Annotated in this window: 23 protein-coding genes; 9 read left to right on the top strand and 14 right to left on the bottom strand. The window is 66.2% G+C overall.

The window, feature by feature from the left end; genetic code table 11:
• Complete coding sequence (locus tag DPM12_RS24520; RefSeq protein ID WP_211659039.1) at positions 1-618, bottom strand: helix-turn-helix domain-containing protein; 618 nt, start codon at positions 616-618, stop codon at positions 1-3.
• A gap of 94 nt (positions 619-712) precedes the next feature.
• Between DPM12_RS24520 and DPM12_RS15815 the strand changes: the two genes are divergently transcribed.
• Positions 713-1,675, top strand: coding sequence for a formylglycine-generating enzyme family protein (locus DPM12_RS15815; protein WP_112259299.1), 963 nt, complete (start codon positions 713-715; stop codon positions 1,673-1,675).
• Positions 1,676-1,679: 4 nt separating this feature from the next.
• Here DPM12_RS15815 and DPM12_RS15810 read toward each other — a convergent pair whose 3' ends face one another.
• Together DPM12_RS15810 and mca are read right to left on the bottom strand one after the other, a co-directional pair.
• Positions 1,680-1,988: a hypothetical protein gene (locus tag DPM12_RS15810; RefSeq protein ID WP_123788563.1), complete on the bottom strand. Its 309-nt coding sequence runs from the start codon at positions 1,986-1,988 to the stop codon at positions 1,680-1,682.
• 5 nt (positions 1,989-1,993) lie between these two features.
• Entirely contained in the window at positions 1,994-2,857 is an 864-nt protein-coding gene (mca, locus tag DPM12_RS15805; protein ID WP_112259330.1) for a mycothiol conjugate amidase Mca, read from the bottom strand.
• Positions 2,858-2,968: 111 nt separating this feature from the next.
• Between mca and DPM12_RS15800 the strand changes: the two genes are divergently transcribed.
• Complete coding sequence (locus tag DPM12_RS15800; protein WP_112259297.1) at positions 2,969-3,442, top strand: DUF4307 domain-containing protein; 474 nt, start codon at positions 2,969-2,971, stop codon at positions 3,440-3,442.
• Positions 3,443-3,629: 187 nt separating this feature from the next.
• Positions 3,630-4,133: a transcription elongation factor GreA gene (greA, locus tag DPM12_RS15795; protein ID WP_112259296.1), complete on the top strand. Its 504-nt coding sequence runs from the start codon at positions 3,630-3,632 to the stop codon at positions 4,131-4,133.
• 178 nt (positions 4,134-4,311) lie between these two features.
• Here the strand turns inward: greA and DPM12_RS15790 are convergent, their stop codons facing one another.
• The 5 genes from DPM12_RS15790 to ilvA form a co-directional block, all read right to left on the bottom strand.
• A complete protein-coding gene (locus DPM12_RS15790) occupies positions 4,312-5,151 on the bottom strand; it encodes an ABC transporter permease (protein WP_211659038.1) in 840 nt (279 codons plus the stop codon).
• On the bottom strand, positions 5,138-6,112 hold the full coding sequence (locus DPM12_RS15785; protein WP_112259295.1) for an ATP-binding cassette domain-containing protein: 975 nt from the start codon (positions 6,110-6,112) through the stop codon (positions 5,138-5,140). Before DPM12_RS15785 ends, DPM12_RS15790 begins: the two co-directional genes overlap by 14 nt.
• A 259-nt stretch (positions 6,113-6,371) precedes the next feature.
• Entirely contained in the window at positions 6,372-6,779 is a 408-nt protein-coding gene (locus DPM12_RS15780; RefSeq protein ID WP_112259328.1) for a DUF2089 domain-containing protein, read from the bottom strand.
• A gap of 5 nt (positions 6,780-6,784) precedes the next feature.
• A complete protein-coding gene (locus tag DPM12_RS15775; protein WP_112259294.1) occupies positions 6,785-7,618 on the bottom strand; it encodes a hypothetical protein in 834 nt (277 codons plus the stop codon).
• A gap of 56 nt (positions 7,619-7,674) precedes the next feature.
• On the bottom strand, positions 7,675-8,886 hold the full coding sequence (gene ilvA / locus DPM12_RS15770) for a threonine ammonia-lyase (protein ID WP_112259293.1): 1,212 nt from the start codon (positions 8,884-8,886) through the stop codon (positions 7,675-7,677).
• 120 nt (positions 8,887-9,006) lie between these two features.
• Here ilvA and DPM12_RS15765 point away from each other — a divergent pair, with 120 nt between their 5' ends.
• Positions 9,007-9,996, top strand: coding sequence for an LLM class flavin-dependent oxidoreductase (locus DPM12_RS15765; RefSeq protein WP_112259292.1), 990 nt, complete (start codon positions 9,007-9,009; stop codon positions 9,994-9,996).
• Positions 9,997-10,000: 4 nt separating this feature from the next.
• On the opposite strand, the gene DPM12_RS15760 is transcribed toward DPM12_RS15765, so the two are convergent.
• Both DPM12_RS15760 and yczE read right to left on the bottom strand, forming a co-directional pair.
• Complete coding sequence (locus DPM12_RS15760) at positions 10,001-11,143, bottom strand: cystathionine gamma-synthase (protein WP_112259291.1); 1,143 nt, start codon at positions 11,141-11,143, stop codon at positions 10,001-10,003.
• Positions 11,144-11,150: 7 nt separating this feature from the next.
• Positions 11,151-11,828, bottom strand: coding sequence for a membrane protein YczE (gene yczE, locus DPM12_RS15755; RefSeq protein WP_425467602.1), 678 nt, complete (start codon positions 11,826-11,828; stop codon positions 11,151-11,153).
• A 53-nt stretch (positions 11,829-11,881) separates the two neighbouring features.
• On the opposite strand from yczE, the gene yczR reads away from it, so the two are divergent.
• The 3 genes from yczR to DPM12_RS24340 all read left to right on the top strand — a co-directional run bounded on the left by yczR (position 11,882) and on the right by DPM12_RS24340 (position 14,340).
• Positions 11,882-13,330: a MocR-like transcription factor YczR gene (yczR, locus tag DPM12_RS15750; RefSeq protein WP_211659036.1), complete on the top strand. Its 1,449-nt coding sequence runs from the start codon at positions 11,882-11,884 to the stop codon at positions 13,328-13,330.
• 87 nt (positions 13,331-13,417) lie between these two features.
• The gene (msrA, locus tag DPM12_RS15745) at positions 13,418-14,080 is read left to right on the top strand and encodes a peptide-methionine (S)-S-oxide reductase MsrA (protein WP_425467603.1); all 663 of its coding nucleotides are present in this window, start codon (positions 13,418-13,420) and stop codon (positions 14,078-14,080) included.
• Between the two features lie 38 nt (positions 14,081-14,118).
• On the top strand, positions 14,119-14,340 hold the full coding sequence (locus DPM12_RS24340) for a recombinase family protein (RefSeq protein WP_112259288.1): 222 nt from the start codon (positions 14,119-14,121) through the stop codon (positions 14,338-14,340).
• A gap of 2 nt (positions 14,341-14,342) precedes the next feature.
• On the opposite strand, the gene DPM12_RS15735 is transcribed toward DPM12_RS24340, so the two are convergent.
• The 3 genes from DPM12_RS15735 to DPM12_RS15725 all read right to left on the bottom strand — a co-directional run bounded on the left by DPM12_RS15735 (position 14,343) and on the right by DPM12_RS15725 (position 16,971).
• Positions 14,343-14,546: a helix-turn-helix domain-containing protein gene (locus DPM12_RS15735; protein ID WP_112259287.1), complete on the bottom strand. Its 204-nt coding sequence runs from the start codon at positions 14,544-14,546 to the stop codon at positions 14,343-14,345.
• Positions 14,546-15,307 (bottom strand): DUF2975 domain-containing protein, encoded by a 762-nt coding sequence (locus DPM12_RS15730; protein ID WP_158542921.1) that lies wholly within the window; start codon positions 15,305-15,307, stop codon positions 14,546-14,548. Before DPM12_RS15730 ends, DPM12_RS15735 begins: the two co-directional genes overlap by 1 nt.
• A 299-nt stretch (positions 15,308-15,606) precedes the next feature.
• Positions 15,607-16,971, bottom strand: coding sequence for a cystathionine beta-synthase (locus DPM12_RS15725; protein ID WP_112259285.1), 1,365 nt, complete (start codon positions 16,969-16,971; stop codon positions 15,607-15,609).
• A gap of 120 nt (positions 16,972-17,091) precedes the next feature.
• Here DPM12_RS15725 and DPM12_RS15720 point away from each other — a divergent pair, with 120 nt between their 5' ends.
• A complete protein-coding gene (locus DPM12_RS15720; protein WP_112259284.1) occupies positions 17,092-18,135 on the top strand; it encodes an SGNH/GDSL hydrolase family protein in 1,044 nt (347 codons plus the stop codon).
• 142 nt (positions 18,136-18,277) lie between these two features.
• Positions 18,278-18,508 (top strand): DUF4287 domain-containing protein, encoded by a 231-nt coding sequence (locus tag DPM12_RS15715; protein ID WP_112259327.1) that lies wholly within the window; start codon positions 18,278-18,280, stop codon positions 18,506-18,508.
• Between the two features lie 158 nt (positions 18,509-18,666).
• On the opposite strand, the gene DPM12_RS15710 is transcribed toward DPM12_RS15715, so the two are convergent.
• Entirely contained in the window at positions 18,667-19,473 is an 807-nt protein-coding gene (locus DPM12_RS15710; protein WP_112259283.1) for a Bax inhibitor-1/YccA family protein, read from the bottom strand.
• Positions 19,474-19,564: the final 91 nt, after the last annotated feature.

The raw sequence follows: 19,564 nt of genomic DNA, 5'->3' as shown, positions 1-19,564 counted from the left end.
CTACTCCTCACCCGAAGGGATGGTCATTTTGACGGACTCGCGCAAGTCGAAGTCAACGCTAGCCACGCCTGGCCTGGACGAGCTTCTCCAGGTGTGCTGTCTTACCTCGGCGCCCGGTTGGTCATCTCCCCGCTGGAATGTCGCTTCTCCAGCTGGTTCACCACTGGTTTCCGGTCGGCCACTTACCTCCGGATGCGTGGCAGCCGTTCGCTGCGCAGGACCACCCCCGGCGAGCAGGTAACACCCGGGGATCGGCGGCGGACCGGATGCCCGTGCCCGGCGCTGAAACTCCGACGGCGGCATACCGGAGAGCTTGGTAAAAAGGCTGCTGAACGAGCCCAAACTCGCGAACCCGACGAGGTGGCACACCTCGGTCACCGTGAGGTTGACCGAGCGAAGGAGGTCTTGAGCACGCTCGATCCGCCGGCGCGAGAGGTACTGACCTGGTGTCTCGCCATACGCCGCCCGGAACGCGCGCGTGAAGTGGTAGCGCGAATAGCCAGCCGCATTCGCAATCTGGTCGAGGTCGAGCCGCTCCGCATAACTGCGATCGATGAGATCACGAGCCCTGCGTACCGCGACCAGCGTCTCGACCGCGGCAGTACCTGGCATGCGCATGGTACGTATCGTAGGCGTATCCGCCGACATCGTCGGGCGGACCTGGCGAGATCTGCCCGCGAATGGCAGGTGATCAGCGAGAAGAGGACGGAGCATGAGCGAACACTCCCCGTGCTGTGGAGCCAGCCGAGCTGGCAGCACCTCGGACATCGACGACGATCCGGTCCCTCACCCGGCTGCTGCCACTGGCATCACGAACGCGCTTGACGCGAGCCCCATGGTTCACCTGCCAGGCGGCACGTTCATCATGGGTACAGACGCCGACGACGGCTACCCGGCGGACGGCGAGGGACCCGCCCGCGAGGTAACGGTCAGCCCGTTCTGGATCGACGCCACCACCGTCACCAACGCCCAGTTCGCCGCCTTCGTCGAGGCCACCGGCTGGATCACCGTCGCCGAACGGCTCGGCACCTCATTCGTATTCTCCGGTTTCCTTCCCGAGAATGTCGATGGAACCCAACCGGTACCTGAAGCGCCCTGGTGGCATGAAGTCCCGGGCGCCACCTGGCGTCACCCGGAGGGGCCAGGTTCCGGCATCGAGGACCGCTGGGACCATCCAGTCACCCATGTGACCTGGCGTGACGCCCGATCCTACGCGAAATGGGCGGGCAAACGGCTACCCACGGAAGCAGAATGGGAGTACGCGGCCCGCGGCGGCCTGGAACGGCGCCGCTACCCCTGGGGCGACGAGCGCGAGCCCGGTGGTCACCATCGCATGAACGTGTGGCAAGGCAACTTCCCGGATAACAACACCGCCGAAGACGGCTACGTGGGCACCGCGCCGGCGCATGCCTACGAGCCCAACGGATACGGCCTGCACAACATGACCGGCAACGTCTGGGAATGGTGCCTGGATTGGTTCGATCCCACCTGGCATCGCGACGCGCCACGTGTCGACCCTGCCGGACCGGGCCGGACCGGCCGCAAGTCCATGCGTGGCGGCTCGTACATGTGTCACCACAGCTACTGCTTCCGGTATCGCGTCGACGCGCGCAGCTCCAACACGCCCGACAGCTCGGCCGGCAATATCGGCTTCCGCTGCGTCCAGTCCGCCTGATCCGTCAGCGTGGGCCGTCGGTGCCCCCACGACGAGGCTCGTCTCCCACGGTGCCCGATGCGCCGTTTTCGCCGATGCCCTCAGAGCCGGATCGGTCACGATGGGTACCCGGCTCGGCCGCCCGAGCGCCGGTGCCCGACTCGTCGAAGTTCACCCGCCGCAGGTGCTTGCGCATGCCCCGATACAGCACGATCAGGGTGAGCAGGAGCGCCACGACAAGCCAGAACGTCGCCGGACCGGCGTTGACGGGTATACCGCCCCACTCACCGCTCCGGCCGTCGCGGAACGCGCCCACTGCTTCTATCACGTCCACGCCACTCACCTTACTCCGGCAAACAGATCATCTTCCGGTAGCCTCGGCTCGATCAAGCTACGAGCCAGCTCATAATCCTCGGTTGGCCACGCCTTCTGGTGGACCTCCAGGGGAACCGCGAACCAGCGCCCCTCGGGATCGATCTGTGTCGCGTGCGCCAGCAGCGCCTTGTCACGCACGGGAAAGTACTCGGCGCATTCCACCCGGGTAGTGATGCGCCGATCCCACTCGGGGTTCGGTTCCCAGTTCTCGAGCCGCTCCGCGTACGGCGATTCGAGGCCACGCCGTGTCATCTCCTCGTGCAGCGCGACGATCCGCTCGCGATGGAAGGCATGGTGGTAGTACAGCTTCGCCGGTTGCCAGGGCTCGCCGGCCTCCGGGTAAGCCTCGGGATCGCCCGCTGCGTCGAACGCGGCAACGGTGACCTTGTGACACATCACGTGGTCCGGATGGGGGTACCCGCCGTTCTCGTCGTACGTCGTGACGACGTGCGGCCGGAAGCGGCGCATGGATGCGACGAGCCCGGCAGCGGCTTGGTCGACGGGCTGCAGGGCGAAGCATCCCTCGGGCAACGGTGGTGGGGGATCACCTTCCGGAAAGCCGGAATCGACGAATCCGAGCCACTCCTGATGGATGCCGAGGATCTCGCGCGCGGCGGCCATCTCCTGCCGCCGAATCTCGCTCATATTCTCCAGGACGTCGGGACGATCCATGTTCGGGTTGAGGATCGATCCACGCTCGCCACCTGTGCAGGTCACGACGAGAACCTCGACCCCTTCGGCAACATAGCGTGCCGTCGACGCCGCACCCTTGCTCGATTCGTCGTCCGGGTGTGCGTGTACGTGCATCAACCTGAGTGTTTCCGCCATGCTCACCTCTCGCCCCTCGTTGGTGCCGGTTCGATGCCCGCACTACAGCAGCACGTACCGGTCACGACATAATGGTGCCGTACCGACCGCCCTCACCATTCGGAACCCCCTGTGACCCACGACGATTCCACGTTCCAGCACCGCCCGGCAGCTCAATCCGACGCCGACGCGGGCCATGACTGGTTGCGCGACCGATACGGGCACCAGGACGACGGCCGCACCCACAGCAACGGGCGTGGTGCGCGGCGACGTACACAGCTCATCCTTGCCGCCACAGGGGCCCTACTGGCAGTAGCGGTCAGCTGGTTCATCGTCGATCTCCAGAGCGATGGGTACCAAGCCGAGCTGCACTCGTGGAACGATCCCGTCGATGACCGGATGCCGGTGACGGTGGAAGTCGACCGCCCACCCGGCACCGCGTTGGAATGCGAACTGGTTGTGGTCGACCGCCGCTTCGTCGTCGTCGGACAGCTGACCCTCGAGATCCCCGCGAGCGACGACAGGCAGCAACGCGTCGATGCCGAGATACCGTTGCGCGGCGACGGGATCGCGCCAAAAGTAGAGGAATGTTCCGTCCCCGAATAGGAGAGGCTCCCAGCTCGCGGGCCGTGGGTTGGGCGATATGTCCGTTTTGTTCATGGCCGATGCGGCAGCTAAGTTGATATCGTTGTCTATTCTTCCCGAAAGTCCACCTGACGGGAACTGGGCTGTCGGAACCAGACCACACCCTCCAGCGGGTGTGGTCTTACCACGATAGGCAAGGAGCAATGCTGTGACCGCTGGAAGCGACAATGTCGCCTGGCTTACCCAGGACGCATACAACCGTCTCCAGGAAGAGCTGGAGCATCTGATGGGGCCAGCACGGAGCGAGATCGCCAAGCGGATCGAAGCAGCACGTGCCGAGGGGGATCTCTCGGAAAACGGCGGTTACCAGGCGGCCAAGGAGGAGCAGGGCAAGCAAGAAGCCCGCATCCACCAGCTGCAACAGCTACTGCAGCGCGCCAAGGTCGGCGAGACACCGTCGGATGACGGCGTCGTCGAGCCTGGCATGATCGTTGAGATCAAGTTCGCCGGTGACGACGAACCCGAGCAATTCCTGCTGGGTTCCCGGGAGCTGGCCGCGCTCGACGATTCCGTCGAGCTTGAGGTGTACTCGCCGCAGTCGCCGCTCGGGGCCGCCATCAACGGCCAGCCAGCGGGTGCGACTGTCACCTACCAGGCGCCCAATGGTCGCGACGTCACAGTCGAGATCATCAGCGCCAAGCCTTACGGCTGAGCGCGGGCGAACCTGCTCGAGCAGACCGAGATCCTGCCGGTACGTGGACGAAGGTCCGGCCGGCACACTCCCTGAACGAGAAGTGCGGGGCCGGGGATGGTCGTCCCGGCCCCGCACTTCTTGCCCTGGCGGCTACACGTTCCCTGGATCGACTCCAGTAACCCTGAGCCAGCCTTCGTCACTTGCTCGCTGCGGCCTTGTACTTGCGAACCGCCAGCGGGGCGAAGACCACGGTGATGAGCAGGCACCAGATGAGGGCCGCCGCCACCGGGTTCTGCATCGGCCACGCATCCGACACGATGATGCTCTCGTTTCCGAACAGCTCGCGAGCCCCTGCGACCATCGAGCTGATCGGATTCCACTCCGCAATGGTCTGCACCAGGGCCGGCATCGTTTCCGGTGGCACGAACGCGTTGGACAAGAACACCACGGGGAACAGCCAGATCAGACCCGCCGAGGCCGCGACCTGGGGATTGCCCACCGACAGCCCGATGACCGCACCAACCCACAGCATGGCGAAGGCGAACAGCAACATCAGCCCCACGCCAGCGAGGAACGGGCCGACGCCGTTGTGGACGCCCCACCCGACGATCACACCGCAGATCATCATGATGACGAGCACGACGAGCTGGCTGCACAGGTCCGAAACGACCCGTCCGGCGATCACCGATGAACGCGCCATGGGCAGGGATCGGAAACGATCGATCAATCCCTTGTGCATGTCGTCCGACAACCCGACGCTGGCCGGCGCTACCGCGAATGCCATGGTCTGCACGAAGATTCCGGCCATGAGAAACTCGCGGTAATTGACGCCCTCGACCGGAATCGCCCCGCCGAAGACGTAGGCAAACAGCAGCACGAACATGATCGGCTGGATGAACATGTAGATCTGGGTGTCGGGCACCCGGAGGCTACCCCGGATGTTCCGCCACGCGATGATCATAGTGTCGCTCAGCACCTGCCGGATGCCCACCGCCTGGACACTTCCTACCTGCGGTGCATGTTCAGTCGTTGCCACTGGACACCCCCTGGGCCACGGCCTCTGCCGCCGGTTCCTCTTCCGCGAACCGTCCTGTCAGATGCAAGAACACATCGTCGAGCGTCGGACGTCGCAGCCCGATGTCGTCGATCTCGACCTCTGCCGCGTCGAGATCACGGATCACCTGGACGAGACCCTTCGATCCGGTCGCCGCCGGCACCGTGAGACGCCGCGTGTGCTCGTCGACGGAACACTCACCGGCACTGCCTCGTTGCAAGATCTCCGTGGCCGTGGACAGCGCGGCGGGATCATGGACGACGACCTCGATGCGCTCGCCGCCCACCTTGGCTTTGAGCTCGTCGGCGGTTCCCTCGGCGATGATGCGCCCGTGGTCGATCACCACGATCCGATCGGCCAGTGCGTCGGCCTCTTCCAGGTACTGGGTGGTCAACATGATGGTCGCACCACCACTGACCCGTTCCCGGATCACGTCCCACAACTCCATCCGGCTCGCCGGATCGAGCCCCGTGGTGGGCTCGTCGAGGAACAACACCTTCGGGTGGATGAGCAAGCTCCCCGCCAGGTCGAGCCGGCGACGCATACCTCCCGAATACGTCTTGGCAGGCCGATCGGCCGCCTCCGCCAGCGAAAACTGCTCGAGCAGCTCGTCGGATCGGCGCCGGGCCTGCTTGCTCGACAGCTGGTACAGCCGCCCGAACATCCACAGATTTTCTCGCCCGGTCAGGTTCTCATCGATCGCGGCGAACTGCCCCGACAGGCCGATACTGGCGCGCACCGCCTGAGGTTGCGTGACGACATCGTGCCCGGCCACAGTCGCCCGCCCTCCGTCGGGAGCCAGCAAGGTGGTGAGCATCCGAACCGTGGTTGTCTTGCCTGCACCGTTGGGACCCAGCAGCCCCAGCACGGTGCCTTCGGCTACGGTGAGGCCGACGTCGTCGACGGCTCGCACCGCCTTCTCTCCCGAGCCGAAGGTCTTCATCAACCCTTCGGCAGAAATGGCATTCAATGTGCGATTCCTTTCGTGATCAGAGCAACATCACATCGCTCACGAAGATCAGCTTTGCGACCCACCAGGCAACACACTGCGGCCACGCTCGCACCGTCATCGCCTCAGCGGATCTCGACCAGCTACCGACTGTTCATGGTGTCAGGTGGCACCGACATGGTCGGCCGATGTCGCTGGTTCTCCATCGCCGGCTCTCCCCGGGCATCGGTGATGCGAAAGCCGGCGCGGTGCGTCAGCTCAGCAGCTCGGTCGCTTCTTCGAGATCGAGCTCACCAGCCGCCAGCCGCCGCAGTACGTCTTCACGATCGACAGGTTCTGCGTCGGACACGGTGACGTCTGCCTCCTCGATGCCAAGACGGCCCAGCAGCTCCGAATACCGGACACGGGCCGTCGGGTAACTCACCCCCAGTTCGCGGGCAAGCTCCTTCATATTGCCTCGTGATGTGAGGAAGACGCGAAGGATTTTTCGATCCTGCGCGCTCAGTGAACAATAAGTACACCCCGTGAATCGGCCGGACAACTCGGTGCCGCACGCCTCACAGCCCAGGCGTGTGACGTGCAGCACGTTGGCACAGACCGGACACTCGCGAGGCGGTTGATAACCCTCCGCCTCCCGGCCCGCGCGTGGCGAGGGCGGCATCGTGGTCATCGCGCATCCCCCCGGTCCGGCGTGCGAAGCACCACCGCTCCCATGACGGCCTCGACATCAATCTGCGACCCCCCGAGACCGACGACGATCTCGCCGTGCCGATCCCGGCCGCGGCGCTCGGGTTCGAGCGTGAGCCTGCCCATCTGGACGTCGGAGCGGACCTCGGCGTCCGTCCCCTCTTCCAGGGTGAGCTGCAACGAACCGGACTCGCAGCGCAACCAGGAGTGGCCTTGCGTTTGAACCATGTCAACCTGCGCGGACCCGGCCTGCACCAGAAGGTCGACCGGACCCTCGACATCATGGATCCGGCACGAGCCCGCCGTGACACGGACGTGGTCCAGCGCGCGCGCCCCGTCCACGTGCAGCGAACCTGCGATGACCTCGACCCCCACTGCGAGGTCGGGGCGCACCCGGACCTTCAGTTCCAGATCTCGCGCCAGGCCATGTTGAACCCGATCTGCAACCTCCCTCCAACGCCCACCGACCAACAGCGTGAAGGCGTCGTCGGCCCGAACGATCTCCGTCTCGCCGGTGACCAACAATGTGGCCCCCTCACGGCGAAGGGTGTGTGGCCCCTCCACCGCGACGGTGGCCACGCCGGGATCACCGACGATCCGGACCCGGCGAGACGTGGCCCGGACGGTGATTCTCGTGACCTCCGACGCTGCGGGCAGCGTGGCACCTTCGAGCGTGCCAGACTCGGTGACGGCCGGCTGCTCCTCGGATCCTGCCCCAGTGGTCTCGTCGAGCAGCTGCGCAGCCGTCGTCGGGTCCATCTCGCCGGCCGCGACCTTCTCCAGGATTTCACGGGTCGCGTCACCTTCACTCATGCCACGATCCTCTACCTGGATTCAATAATTGTCAACTCAGCTTTAGAAAAAAGAAGTTAATCTTCAGGTAATGACAAGGGGTATCCGGTGTGACGCAACCGCGCGATCACGCGCGAGCGATGCTCGGGGCCCCGAGTCTCGAGATGCAGCGCCACCTCCACCTGGTCAACCGGCAACGAAGCGCTCGTGCGCTGATGAACGACATCCAGGACGTTCGCATCAACCGAGGCGAGCTCCCCGAGCAGTTTGGCCAGCGCGCCCGGCGCATCGGGCACCCGCACCCGGATCGACAGGTAACGTCCCGCGGCGGCCATGCCGTGGCGAATGACCCGCATGAGCAACAACGGGTCGATGTTGCCGCCGGATAGCACCGCGACCACCGGAGGTTCGTACACACCCGGATCTTCGAGTAGCGCCGCCACCGCCGCGGCGCCGGCCGGCTCCACCACCTGTTTGGCGCGCTCTAGAAGCGATACGAGGGCCTGCGACAGCGCCTCCTCACTGACCGTGATCACGCTGCCGTGGTGCGCCCGGATGATGTCGAAGGGCACATCTCCCGGACAGCCCACGGCGATCCCGTCCGCCATCGTCGACATCCGCTCCAGCGAGACGGGCGCGCCCATACCCAGCGACGGGGGATATGCTGCTGCGCCTTCTGCCTGGACCCCGACGACACGCACGTCCGGACGGGAATGCTGGACCGCCATCATGACACCGGCGAGCAGCCCGCCCCCACCAGCGCCGACCAGTATGGTGCGCACGTCCGGGCATTGCTGGAGAATCTCCATGCCGACGGTGGCCTGCCCTGCCACGATGTCAGGATGATCGAACGGATGGATCAGCACGGCGCCGGTTTCCGCGGCGAACGCCCGGGCGGCCAGCAGCGCGTCGTCCACCGTCGTACCAGCGAAACGCACATCGGCCCCGTATGCCCGGGTGGCTCGTTCCTTGACGATCGGCGCTCCGTCCGGCATGAACACCGTCGCCCGCGTGTCGAGCATGCTCGCCGCGAGGGCCACGCCCTGGGCGTGATTGCCCGCACTCGCCGCGACGACACCGTTCTGGCGTTCCTCCGCCGACATCCGCGCGATCCGCACGTAGGCACCGCGTATCTTGAACGAACCGGCGCGTTGCAGGTTTTCGCACTTCAGATAGACCGAGCCGCCGACCTTGGCACCCAGCCACCGGGAATCCTCGATCGGCGTGGGCCGCACGACGTCGTGCAAGAGGGTGGCCGCCGACTCGATCCCCTCCATTGTCACGTCCATGAGTCCTGATCCTGTCACCACGAACGCGAGTCCGCATCAAGCCACCGGAGCACGCCAGCGTCAACCTCGACGCCGTGTACGCAACCGTTCGATCGCCCCGGGGGTATTAGTGTGGCACCTGTGAAACTCGCATGGTTGTGCAGTCATGAGTCATATCAGCCCGAGGTGCTCCTCGATCACGCCGTACTCGCCGAGCAATCCGGATTCGATGCCGTCACCGGTGCGGATCACTTCCATCCGTGGGTGGACGACGCGTCGGCGTCGAGCTTCGTATGGAGCTGGTTCGGCGCCGCCGCTCAGGCGACGTCCCGGGTCGAACTGGCCACGAGCGTCACCGCCCCGCTGTATCGCTACCACCCGGGATTGATCGCTCAAGCGGCCGCGACACTCGACCGGCTGTCCGGGGGCCGCTTCATCTTGGGCGTGGGCACGGGTGAAGCCATCAACGAGGCTCCGCTCGGCTACGCGTTCCCCGGCTATCGCGAGCGCATCGCCCGCATGGAGGAAGCCCTGCGGATCATCCACGGGCTGCTCGCCGGCGAAAAGCTCGACATCGACGGCGAGTACTACCGGGCGCAGACCGCGAAACTCTACAGCCCACCGGTCGGCAACGTCCCCGTCTGGATGGCCGCTGGCGGTCCCAAGTCCGCGACGTTCGCCGGCCAGCACGCCGAAGGTTTGATCACGAGCGTGAAAGACCCGGCGGACGCGCTCGAACGCGTCATCGGGCCATATCGCGAAGCCGCCGCCGCACGGGGAGCCTCGACCACCATCATGGCCACCCGGTGGGTGGTCCTGGCGAGCAGCGACGACGAAGCCTGGGAGGCACTCGCCCCGATGCGCGGGCTTCGCGCACCCGGCCGCCTGGAGACCGCCGACCCGATGGTGTTGCGGGAACGGGCCGACGCCATGGACCGGCAGGAGATTCTGGGCAAGTACACGGTCGTTCGTGACCTGGAGGGCCTGGCCGAGGCGTATCGGCCACTGGTGAGCGAGGTCGGCGCCGACTACGTCGCGATACAGGTCGCCAGCGCCGAGCCGGCGAGCACCATCAAACAGATCGGTTCCCAGGTGCTTCCCGCGCTCCGTGACTGGGCGGGCACCGGCTGACGAGTCAAAGCTGCAACGCCTGCTCGAGGTCGATGAGGATGTCGTCGATGCTCTCGATGCCCACGGACAGCCGGACCAGGTCCTCTGGCACCTCGAGCGGGCTCCCTGCGGCGCTGGCATGCGTCATCCGTCCGGGGTGTTCGATGAGCGATTCCACTCCGCCCAGTGACTCGCCAAGCGTGAAGACCTGAGCGCGATCACACACCTGCACGGCCGCCTCCTCGCCGCCAGCGACCCGGAACGCGACCATTCCCCCGAAGCGGTGCATCTGCTGCCGCGCCAGGTGGTGGCCCGGATGCGTGCGCATCCCCGGATAGAGGACGTCCGCCACGCGCGGATGCTCCATCAGCGCCGTCACCACGCGCTCGGCGTTGTCGCAGTGCTTCTCCATCCGCACGGCCAGCGTCTTCAGACCGCGCAGGACGAGCCACGCGTCGAACGGCCCGGCCACGCCCCCGATCGCGTTCTGGTGAAACGCCAGCCGTTCACCCAGCTCGTCATCGGCCACGACGAGCGCACCACCGACGACGTCGGAATGCCCTCCGCAATACTTCGTCGTGGAGTGAACGACGACGTCGGCACCCAGGAACAACGGCTGCTGGAGGTACGGCGTCGCGAACGTGTTGTCGACGACGAGCAGTGCGCCCACCTCGTGCGCGGCGTCGGCGAGCATCTCCACATCGGCGATGTTCAGCAGCGGATTGGTGGGAGTCTCGACCCACACGACCTTCGTTTCGGGCCGCAGTGCCGCGCGCACCGCGTCGACGTCGGATACCGGTGCTGACGTCCACGAAACACCCCAGCGTTCGACCACGCGGCTGACCAGCCGGTACGTCCCTCCGTATGCGTCGTCCGGGATGACCAGGTGATCGCCAGGCCCCATGACCGTACGCAAGAGCGTGTCTTCGGCGGCCATGCCGCTGGCGAACGCCAGACCGCGGCTGCCCCCTTCGAGAGAGGCCAGGCACTCTTCCAGAGCGACGCGGGTCGGGTTGGCCGAGCGGCTGTACTCGTAACCTTCGCGCAGCCCTCCGACCCCGTCCTGGGCGTACGTGCTGGTTGCGTAGATGGGTGGAATCACCGCACCGGTTCGTGGATCGGGTTCTTGACCGGCGTGGATGGCTCGCGTTTCGAATCCGTGCACGATATGGACCCTACGTGGTGCCGTCGGAGCCGCGCAGCCCGCCCGGCGATCCCGAACCCACGCGTGCCTGCGTGGGAACCGTCAACACCGGCAGCAACCGGTGCACCAGCGGGCCGATGCCTAGCGCGTAAAGCACCGTGCCGACACCGACGGTGCCTCCGAGCAGCCATCCCGCCGCCACGACACAGACCTCGATCGATGTCCGCACCACCCGCACCGAGCGGCCTGTCACCCGGACGAGGCCGGTCATCAGGCCATCGCGCGGGCCGGGCCCCAGGCGAGCCCCGACGTAGGCGGCGGTCGCGACGCCGTTCAGCACGATGCTGACGAGCATGAACGCGACGCGCGCCGCAAGGCCGTCCGGTGCAGGCAGGAAGAAGAGGGAGGCGTCGAGCATGAGGCCGATCACCACGACGTTGCTGACCGTTCCGACGCCCGGACGCTCGCGCAACGGTATCCACGCGAGCAACACCACAGCACCGGCGGTGATCGTCACGACGCCGATCGACAGCGGTGTCCGCAGGGCGATGCCCTGGTGCAGAACGTCCCACGGGTACACGCCCAGCCCAGCTTCGATCATCAGTGCCATGCTGAATCCGTAGAGCACCAGGCCGAGATAGAGCTGGATGAGGCGACGCGCGAGGTATGGGCCGGCGAGGGCTCGTCGTCGGGATGCCACGACCGACATCGTCGCGCATATTGGCATTTTTTGCGAGGGCCAATCGTGAAACAATGGCCTACATGCGAGCGATCGACGGTCGGCAACTGGCCCGGCTGCTTGGCCGTACCCAGGAGGCCGATCCGATCGGCGGCACCGGAACCGTCTATCGCCATCTCGCCTCGGCCATCCAGATGCTGATCCTCGACGGCCGGCTCGCCATACAGACCCGCCTGCCCAGCGAACGCGAGCTCGCCACCGCACTCGCGACGAGCCGCACGACGGTCACCGCGGCGTACGACGCCCTGCGAACCGCGGGGTACGCCGCCAGCAGGCGAGGCGCCGGAACCTGGACCACGCTGCCCGATGACCGGCCGGCCGATCCCGTCGCGGCATTCGCACCGTCCACGACCTCCACGCACATCGACCTGGCGCCGGCCGCACCTGAGGCGCCCGGCCCCGAGCTGCGCGCCGCCTACGAGCACGCGCTGACCCAGCTACCGCACTACATGTCCGGACACGGGTACCACATCCTGGGATTGCCGAGTCTGCGCGATGCCATCGCGGCCCGCTTCAATGCCCGAGGGCTGCCGACCACGCCGGAGCAGATCATCGTCACCTCCGGCGCACAACATGCCTTCACGCTGGTTCTCGCCGCGCTCGGGCGCGCTGGCGACCGCGTGATCATCGACCACCCGACGTATCCCAACGCGCTCGACGCCATCCGCCGTATCCACGCGGAGCCGGTTCCCGTGACGCTCGCCGAGGACGGGTGGGACCTCGAGGCGCTGGCGGCTGCCGTGCGCCAGTCCGGTCCCCGGCTCGCCTACCTGCTGCCCGACTTCCAGAACCCCACGGGCCTGCTGGCCTCCGACGTCGAACGCCGGCACCTGGCGGAGACGCTGGCCCGGGCCCGCGTCGTCACCGTCGTCGACGAGTCGAACGTCGAGGTCGGGTTCGTCACGCCGCCGCCACCGTTGGCCACCTATGCCCCGGGAGTTATCACTCTCGGCAGTGCCGGCAAGTCCTTCTGGGGCGGCTTGCGCATCGGCTGGATACGGGCCGAGCAGACGATGATCCGCAGGCTCGCGACCACCCGGGCCAACCTCGACCTCGCCTCGCCACCCGTCGAGCAGGAAGCCACCGCCCATCTGCTCCGGCAGGCGGACGAGATTCTCCCCCACCGCCGTGCTGACCTGCGAGAGCGCCGGGACGCGATGATCGCCCTGCTCGCCGAGTACCTCCCAGGCTGGCGTGTCCGGCCACCCGATGGCGGGCTCGCCCTGTGGTGCGACATGGGCATGCACGTGTCCAGCAGGCTCACCACGGCGGCCGGACAGCACGGACTCCGGCTGGCGGCCGGGCCACGATTCGGAGTCGACGGCGCCTTCGAGCGCCGGATCCGCCTTCCGCTCACCTTGCCCAGGGACGTCATGCAGCCGACAGTCCAGCGGCTCGCGCACGCGTTCGAGTCCGTCGCTGCTGGCGGAGACCCGGTGGCCACCACGAATCTACGCGAGCTCTTCGCGTGAGACGGAACATCGCGGGCGACGATAGCGTTACGCCGTGTAGAGGCTGTCCGCCACATCGTCACCATCGTTGCGAGGTCCTCCGTGTCCATCTTCGATCAATCCGCCAAGACCCGGCTGGTCCAACCCGACGACGCCCTACCCGGCCGGGCTTCCCGCCCGTTCGCCCTGTCCGGGACGCACACCGTCCTCGGAACGCCGATCGACGCGGCCCCGCCGGCCGGACACCAGGAAGCCGTTTTCGGAATGGGTTGCTTCTGGGGCGCCGAACGCGAGTTCTGGCAGGTTCCCGGCGTCTGGACAACTGCGGTCGGTTACGCCGGCGGATACACGCCCCACCCGACATACGAGGAGGTATGCAGCGGGCTGACCGGGCACGCCGAGGCCGTTCGCGTCGTCTTCGATCCCGACCGCGTGTCCTTCGCGGACCTGCTCAAGCTCTTCTGGGAATCCCACGACCCCACGCAAGGGATGCGACAGGGAAACGACATCGGCACGCAGTACCGTTCCACCATCTACTGGACCACCGAGGGGCAACGAGACGCCGCGCTGGCCTCCCGCGACGCATACGGCCAGCGGCTATCCAGCGCCGGACACGGCGAGATCACCACCGAGATCGCCGAACTCGGCACCTTTTACTACGCCGAGGACTATCACCAGCAGTACCTGTCGGAGGCCAAGAACCCCAACGGCTACTGCGGCCTTGCCGGCACTGGCGTCAGTTGCCCGGTCGGCACCGGAACCGGACTGTGACGCTACGCTGACAGCGCCGCGAAGACGCCGGGCTCGGCATTGTTCGCCACGAGAAGGACTGCGTTGACCGGCTAACACGCTCACCGCGCGAGCTGGGGGACGTGATCGATCTCGCCAACCGTCATGGGCTTGACTTGGCCACCTGTACCGGTGAGGTCGACCCAGCGACACCGGCCGGCCGTATGGTCGCGCGCATCCTTGGCGCTACAGCTCGCCAGGAGGCCGAGCGCAACGCGGAGTCTTGTCGGGCGTTCGACTGAACTCAATCGACGTACGTCAACAGGTCGCCGGGTTGGCAGTCAAGCTCTCGGCAGATGGCTTCGAGGGTAGCGAGCCGGATTGCTTTGGCTTTGCCTGTCTTGAGGATCGACAGGTTGGCCACCGTGATGCCGATGCGGTCGGCGAGTTCGGTGAGTGTCATCTTGCGCTCGACCAGCATCCGGTCGAGCCTGGTCTCGATCGGCATCAGACCGTCAACCTGCGCTCGGACTCGATCGCGGCACCATGGCGGAAGATCTCGGCAATCAGGAGTATCAGCCCGCCAAGGGCAAGCTGCCCCAAGTTCACGTCGTCCGGGTAGACGCCAGCGCTGAACGGAGTCAGGTGCGGCCCGATTCCAAACGACTCCATCGAATAGCCGACTTGCATGGCACTGGTGAAGTGATTCACGGCCGGTTCCAGGACAGAAATCGCAATCACCAGCCCTCCGATGGCACGCAGATGACGTACAGTGCGGTTGCTGAACGCCTCACCGGCAGCTGCCGTCGTGAGCAGCCGCCAGAGCAGGAGCAACAACCCGCTGAGCACCGCCAGGCCGATCACGCCTCTGGTGACCGTGGCCGCGACGTATGGGCTCCAGCCGCCCGTCGACACGAGCTCGACCTCGCCCCGCAACTTGGCAACCGTCGGCCGGACGTCCGCGTCCTGGCGACGCACCTGCTCCGTGGTCGACCCAAGGTCATCGTGCAAGAAGTTCCTGAAGCATTCGCTAGCGGAGGTAGTCGCCCTGATATCGGCCGACTCGCACACGTCCGCATAAAGCGCAACTGGCATCGAGATGGTGCTCTGGACGGAGAACGGTCCGACCTCGATGTCCGCGGGATACGTGACCTTTCCCGTCAGCGCCAAAACGCCTACCACCGCCGTCGTCACCGCAGCCGCCGCCACGAATGTGCCGGCGACCAGCGCGATCCAGCCACCGATCCGGAACGCTCGCCGCGTCGTCATGCCGCGTCCGCCTAGCCCACTACGGGAAACGATATATTGAGAAACAATAAAATCATATCGCATTGCGATATGTCATGGCGTGCACAATATCCGTCAGCGCATAGCCGCGCAGCGGTCAGCAACCGAGCAGACGGGAATCGCCCTGCTCGCTGTATGTCGCCGGCCAGACGACGACTTCATCGGATATTGGGACCTCACCGCGGGCCGGGCAACGGTCGATGAGCCAGAGATCGCCTACGAGCTGTATCAGCGTGCGCACGGACAGCTGACCAGAGCCGGCCTGCTCTTCGCCGGTGACGTCACTGAGCGACGTAGCCGAGCAGATCTGCCCGGGTCAAGACGCTCACCGGCCGCCCGTCCTCGATCACGAGCACGGCGTCGACCGTGCGAAGCATCTCGTAGGCCTTCGACACGGGTTGTCCCCCACCCAACGTCGGCAACGGCTCGGACATGTGCTTCTCGACCTGATCGGTCAACGTGGCCGTACCGCTGAACAGCGCGTCCATCAGGTCTCGCTCGAACACTGCCCCGGCGACCTCGGCCGCCATCACTGGGGGCTCGGCACGCACGACCGGCATCTGCGAGACGTTGTACTCGCGCAGGATCGCCACCGCGTCGGCGAGGCTCTCGGCGGGGTGGGTGTGCACCAGGTCCGGAAGGTCACCGGACTTGTCCCGGATCACGTCGCCCACCGTCGTGCCCTCCTCGGGCGACAGGAAGCCATACGACATCATCCAGCTGTCGTCGAAGATCTTCGACATGTACCCACGCCCGCTGTCGGGCAGCAAGACCACCACGACGTCGTCGGGTCCGGCCCGCTCGGCCACTTGCAGCGCGCCGGCGACGGCCATGCCGCACGAGCCGCCGACGAGCAATCCCTCTTCACGCGCCAGCCGCCGCGTGAAGTGGAACGAGTCATGATCCGAGATCGCGACGATCTCATCACAGATGTTCCGGTCGTATGTCTCCGGCCAGAAATCCTCGCCGACGCCCTCGACCAGATACGGGCGTCCGCTGCCGCCCGAGTAGACGGAGCCTTCCGGATCCACGCCGATCACCCGGACCTGGCCACCGGACACTTCCTTGAGATAGCGGCCAGTCCCGCTGATGGTGCCACCGGTACCGATACCGGCCACGAAGTGGGTGATCCCGCCCCCGGTTTGCTCCCACAACTCGGGGCCCGTGGTCTCGTAATGAGACCGGGGATTGGCTGGATTGGAGTACTGATCGGGCTTCCACGCTCCGGGGATCTCTTTGACCAGGCGATCGGAGACGGAATAGTACGAGTCGGGATGTTCAGGGGGCACCGCCGTGGGGCACACGACCACCTCGGCGCCATACGCCTTCAAGACGTTGCGCTTGTCCTCACTCACCTTGTCCGGGCAGACGAATATGCACCGGTATCCACGGCGCTGCGCGACGATGGCCAACCCCACCCCGGTGTTGCCGCTAGTGGGCTCGACGATCGTTCCGCCAGGGCCGATGCGGCCCGCGCGCTCGGCCTCCTCAACCATTCGCAGGCAGATCCGGTCCTTGACCGATCCTCCGGGGTTGAAGTATTCGACCTTTGCCAAGACGGGAACGGACAGATCCGCCCCCAGTGTTCCCAGCTTCACGATCGGGGTCCGGCCAATGAGCTCGATGACGTTCTCGTAGTACTCCACCCACCAAATCTAACTCCCGTCGACCCCCGGTGTCGCCGTTCACCAGGAGGTCAGATGCCTTTTCCCGGCTCTTCCAGCCAGCATGTGCCGAAAGCGTGATCCGCGAGTTACATTTGCGGCATGGTCGGGCCGTTGAATGCTGCGAACGTACGTCGTATCACCACTACCGCCGCCGCTTACGGCGGCGGTATCGGTTTGCTGAGCGCATCGTTCTATGGGTTACTCCGGCTGCAAGCATCGCTCGCGCGCCGCACCATCACCGGCGTCCCGCTCGAGGAGCCACCCAATGCCGACGGAGTCTACGGCGACCACCCGGGCTCACCGATCTCGTTTACCGTGATCGGCGACTCGTGCGCCGCGGGTTACGGTGTGCATCATCCCGACGAGGCACCCGGAGCTCTCATCGCCGCCGGTCTCGCCGAAATCGCCGAGCAGCCAGTGCGCCTGACTACGGTGGCCAGGGGCGGGGCGCGCAGCGCCGACCTGGCCGACCAAGTGGACCGCGCCCTGGTGGCGTCACCGAATGCCGCCCTGATCATCATCGGGGGCAACGACGTGACGCACTCGGTATCACCAGAACGGGCCGTGACGATGTTGACCGATGCCATACTGCGGTTGCGGGACGCCGGCTGCGCCACCGTCGTCGGTGCCTGTCCCGATCTCGGCACCATCAAGCCCATCCAGCCGCCGCTTCGCTGGCTGGCACGCCAATGGAGCCGCAAGCTCGCCGCGGCGCAGACGATCGCGGCCGTCGAGGCCGGCGCGCGCACGGTCTCCCTCGGCTCCATCCTCGGCCCGGAGTTCGCCGCCTCCCCACGCGAACTGTTCAGCGAGGACCAGTTTCACCCCTCCGCGGCAGGCTACGCGCATGCCGCGGCCGCGGTGTTGCCCTCCATCGCTGCCGGGCTCGGCCTCTGGCCGGCCGACGAGTACGAGCTCGAGCCGCCCGAGGGCGAGGGCGTCGCGCCGATCTCGGTCGCTGCCGCCACGGCAGCTGGCCACGGTGGGACCGAGGTGGCGGCAGCCACCGTCGACGGACGGGAGGCCGGTCCGCGCGGTCCCTGGGCGAAGATTCGCCGCAGGAACACGTCGAACAACGCGAACGTGCCGCCGCTCCCGGATGCCTCGGAAGATGCCGACGACGGTCACCTCACCTCGGCATGAACTCATCCCGACGCCAATCGCCCACCGCCGACGGCGGCTCGTGACCTGGCCGGAGAAAGGATCAACCGATAGGCCTTGTGCGACCCGTACCCGTGAGGCAGAGTCGTCATAAGGAGCCCCTCACGAGTAGATGGAGGCCGCTATGAGCCTGAACCACTCCGAGGAAACCCATCGCAATCTTCTCGCCAGAGTTCCTCGCATCACTGGACGAGAACTTCCCGAGTGGTTCGCGGCGATCGAGGACGGACCGTCGTTCTTGAGATTCGAAGACCGGGTCAAGTGGCTGCGCAGCGAGCACGGGCTGTCACACGGCCACGCGACCGCCATCGTCCACGAACACGATCTTCGCCGCGCAGCCCGCGCATTCGAGTAGCTCGGAGCGATACCGCCCCAACGAGCCGCGTAGCCACCGGCAGGCGCCCACCCTGACGTCTGCCGGGGTAGCACGCCACCCACAGAAATGGCCCCGTCCGGCTTCGTCACCGGAACGGGGCCACTCGCATATGAGGTGATGGGCTCGACTGCGACGGTTTACTCTCCGCGAAGGATGGCCAGCAGCCGCAGCATCTCGATGTAGAGCCAGACCAGCGTGACAGTGAGGCCGAACGCGGCCGTCCACGCGTACTTGGACGGAATTCCCTGCTTGACGCCCTTCTCGATGAAGTCGAAATCGAGGATCAGCATGACGGCGGCCAGGCAGACCGCGAACAGGCCGATGGCGATCCCGAACCATCCATCACGGAATCCGAACGTCCCGTCGGTCCAGTTGAACAGGCGGGCCACCAGGTTGAACATGACGAAGACGAGGTACCCGCCCATAGCGATCATCGCGCCCCGCACGAACTTGGGTGTCACCCGCACCCTGCCGCTGCGGTAGAGGAACAGCGCGACGGCGAAAACCGAGATGGTTCCGAGGATCGCCTGCGCGACGATGCCGTTGAGTGGCGTACCACCGGCGCTGAACGCGACGTTTTCGAACATGAAGCTGATCCCGCCGACGAACAGGCCCTGCAGGGCCGCGTAGGCGAGGATGAGCGGCGGGCTCGGCTCCTTCTTGAAGGCGTTGACGAGGCCCAGAACCAGGCCACCGATCAACCCGATCCAGACGAGTCCCGGCTGCCACCAGCCGACGACGGCGCCGATCAGGAGCACGCCGAGGGTACCGCCAGTACGGGTGACGACGTCGTCATACGTCATGCGCCCCGTCTGCGCCGGACTGGCCGACGGTGCGGCATACATATCCTCGAGCTGACCAGTGCTCGGCGTGTGCACGTCAGACGTGGCCGAACGGCCGCCGAATGCCGCCGCCCGGCCGAAGACCGGGTTTCTACTCTGCATCGCTCTCCTCCCAAGCCCACCGGTGGGCAGATTTGAACATTCACATCTACTGTACCGATCAGGCAATGCCCAGCCAGAGCCGGACAACTCC

Origin of the sequence: Phytoactinopolyspora halophila (genome assembly GCF_003287285.1) — a bacterium.
Lineage (GTDB): Bacteria > Actinomycetota > Actinomycetes > Jiangellales > Jiangellaceae > Phytoactinopolyspora_A > Phytoactinopolyspora_A halophila.
This window is presented reverse-complemented; position numbering and strand designations above follow the sequence as displayed.